Origin of the sequence: Actinoalloteichus spitiensis RMV-1378 (assembly GCF_000239155.1) — a bacterium.
GTDB lineage: Bacteria > Actinomycetota > Actinomycetes > Mycobacteriales > Pseudonocardiaceae > Actinoalloteichus_B > Actinoalloteichus_B spitiensis.
Window position 1 is genome coordinate 1 of the sequence record NZ_AGVX02000339.1, and the last position, 3,311, is coordinate 3,311.

2 protein-coding genes are annotated in these 3,311 nt (G+C 76.8%); both read right to left on the reverse strand.

Annotated features, from left to right (window positions below):
* Positions 1 to 767: 767 nt before the first annotated feature.
* Complete coding sequence (locus tag ACTIDRAF_RS29075; RefSeq protein ID WP_016699609.1) at positions 768 to 1,718, reverse strand: glycosyltransferase family 2 protein; 951 nt, start codon at positions 1,716 to 1,718, stop codon at positions 768 to 770.
* The coding region (rfaE2, locus tag ACTIDRAF_RS0215330; RefSeq protein WP_342626686.1) for a D-glycero-beta-D-manno-heptose 1-phosphate adenylyltransferase at positions 1,718 to 3,311 on the reverse strand (1,594 nt) is incomplete at its 5' end. The genes ACTIDRAF_RS29075 and rfaE2, both read right to left, overlap by 1 nt.

Below are 3,311 nucleotides of genomic sequence, written 5' to 3' on the forward strand. Positions count from 1 at the left end.
GACAGCCGGCCGGGCTCCGCCCCCGTCTCCGGCCCGCACCCGGCGACCGGGGGCACGTCGAGGGCTCGTCCCCCGTCCGCCGCGACGGCTCCGCCAGCGCGCGGGCCGGTGCCGGTCCCCGGTTCGGGCGCGGGTCGTCCCGGTCCCCGGGGAGCCCGCCTCGCGCCGGCCGGGTGGGGATCCCCGCTCGGCCGCGCCGCGTGTCCGGTGGGCGCGGGATCACCACTCGGTGCGGACTGGCCAGCCGAGGTGGTGGCACACGGGCGTGGTCACCGAGACCGCTCCGGGAACGGTCGCGGACTGTTCGGTTCGGGCCTCCGGGTGAGGCGGCCGGCCCACGGTCCGCCGGAGGTCGCGGCACCGACGACTGGGCCACGGAGCGGGCGGGACACCGCCCCTGGGTCCGCGGTGCCGCCCGGGCTGACGTGGCGGCGCACGGCGCGAACGGGGAGGCCCCACGACGCCTCGTCGAACCGGCCGTGATCGGCGCACGCCATGGCGTGGCGGCGCGCGGCGCGACCTGGTGAACCGTTGTTCGACGACGCGCCGGTTTCCGCCGGGTGCCTGCCACCTCCGGGCCGGAGGGTGGAGCGCGGTCCGGCGCGGGTGGACGCGCCCGGCCCCGGTCCGCCGCGCTCCTCGACCGGAGCCGGAGCTCGGGGAAGGAGCGGCCCACCGGTGGCGTCCGCTCGGCGGGGTGCTCCCGCGCGCCCGCGAGCGATCCCGACCGCCGGTCCGGCACGGCCCCAGGGTGTGGGCGGGCCAGCTCAGCGGCGCTCCGCTCCTTCCGAGCTCCGTCCCCGCGTCGCCGACACCCCCGTTCCCCCGGCCCCGTCGGCGCCGTCGAACTCCGGGAGGGCGGTGGCCTGCGCCTCCCGGTCGGGGACCGTGGTGGGCGACTCCAGGTGCACCGCGCCGGAGGGCAGGACACCGGCCCCGCCGAACCGCCGCATGACCCGCCACTGGGCGGCGACGTCCTCCCCGGCGTGTTCGACCGGCAGGTCGGACCAGAAGTCGTAGCCGCCGCAGGCGACCAGCGCGAGGCGGTCGTAGAGGACGCAGCCGGACACCCACGCCACCTTGTACGCCCGCCAGTCGCTCGCACCCGTCAGCACGCGCTCGGCCAGGTGCAGGGGGTTGGCGGCGTTGTGCAGGGTCCACCGGGCCATCGCGGGGCTGCCCGGCCCCAGGGACTCCGGTTCGGGGCGTCCCGGCCACTCCTCGTAGGGCTCCCACTCCGCCGGTCGCCGGTCGGCGACGTGGGACATGCCCACGACGGCGTTGCCGACGAACCCGCACCCCAGCTCGGCCAGTGCCCGGCGGAGCCGGGCGATGGTGCCGGGCGCCAGCCACACGTCGTCGTCGAGGCAGAGCACGAGATCCGCCTCGGAGGCGTCCAACAGCGCCTGCCGGTGTTCGGCCAGCCCGCGCCGGGGCAGGTGGCGGCCCAGCCGCACGGGGTGCCCCCGGTGCTGGAGGGTCCGGAGCACCGCCCGGGTGGCGGGGGTGTCGTAGGAGGGCGCCCCGTCGGACTGGTCGGACACGACGATCCCGAAAGGGTCGTCGTCGTCCTGCCCGCCGAGTCCGGCCAGGGTGACCGCGAGTTCGGTTGGCCGGTTCCTGGTGGGGATCAGGACGTCGAGGGTGCCCCGCTGGTCGGCCGGGTCCGGCACGTCGCGCGCGTGGGGAGCACCTGGCCCGGGCAGCGGTGCGGTCATCAGTCCACCACTCGTTCCGCGTTGCGCCGGATGCGGGTGATCATCGCGGTGGTGGACCGGTCCGGCACGTAGTCGAGCAGCCGGACCTCGCCGCCGTACCCCCGCACGACCGGCGTCTCGGGCAGCATCTCGGGCGTGTAGTCGCCGCCCTTGGCGTACACGTCCGGGCGGAGCAGGCGCAGGAGTTCCACCGGGGTGTCACCGTCGAAGACCGTCACGTGGTCCACGCAGCTCAACCCGGCCACCACCGCGGCCCGGTCGTTCTCCGGGTTCACCGGGCGGTCCGGTCCCTTCAGCCTGGACACGCTGGCGTCGGAGTTCACCGCCACCACGAGCACGTCCCCCAGCTGCTTGGCCTGGGCCAGGTAGGCGACGTGGCCCCGGTGCAGCACGTCGAAGCAGCCGTTGGTGAACACGATGCGCCGACCGGTCTCCCGGTGCCGGCGCACCACCGCCGCCAGCTGGTCCCGCCCCACGGGCTCTCCCCCGCGATCCCCCAGGCGGTTGGCGAGCTGTTCGGACCCGCACACGCACGTGCCCGGTCGCGCGACGACCACGTCGGCGGCGGCCTGGGCCAGTTCCATGCCGCCGGTCAGCGGGAGGCCGCTGGCGAGGGCCGCCGTCATCGCGGCGACATAGGTGTCCCCGGCCCCCGCGGCCCGGCAGTCGGGTACCGGTCTGGCCCAGGTCCGGTGCTCCGGGTGGGTGTGGCTGAACAGCACGGAGCCGTCCCGGTCCAGGGTCACGACCACGGCGCCCGCACCGGTGCGGCGGAGGATGCGGTCGCGGTGGCGCCGGAAGTCCGCGAGCCGCCGTTCCCGTCCGGCGCCGCCCACCAGGGACGCCGCCTCCTGGGCGTTCGGGGTGACCACGTCCGGCCGGGTGTTCGCCCACTCCGCCGGGTCGTGGGAGTCCACGACGAGCAGTGGGACCTCGTCCCGGAGGGCGGCGACGGCGTCGCGGAGCGGCGGACCGGCGGCGCCGAGGCCGTAGTCGCACACCAGGAGCGCGTCGTGCGCCCCGACCAGGTCGGCGAGGTGGTCGGCGAGCTCCCTGGTCGCCGCGGCGGGCGGTTCCGCCGCGTCGCCGTCGTCGAAACGGGCGAGCAGCTGGTCACCGCAGACCAGGCGGGACTTCGTCATCGTGCGCCCACCGGGTGCGGACACCAGACCCCGCACGTCCACGCCCCGTTCGGTGAGCGCGGCGCGCAGCGCGGTGCCGGCGGCGTCGTCCCCGGTCACGGCCAGGAGGGTGACGGCCGCGCCGAGCGCCGCGAGGTTCGCCGCCGTGTTCCCGGCGCCCCCGGGGGCCGTGGTGGTCCGTTCGACCTCGACGACCGGGGCGGGTGCCTCCCGGCAGAGGCGTCGGGAACTCCCGGACAGCCAGATGTCCACCAGGACGTCACCGAGGACGAGGACCTTCGGCCGGCGGCCGGCCACCTGGCCGGGCGTGGCGGGCCCCACCGTCAACGTCGTGTCGGGTTCCTGACCCCCGTGCATCTCCCACCTCCTGGTCGTGCTGTGCGCCGGTGTGCCGGCCCACCCGGTGCCCCCGGGCCGGACGCGGCGGGAGGACGGGAGGCTGGCGGGCACC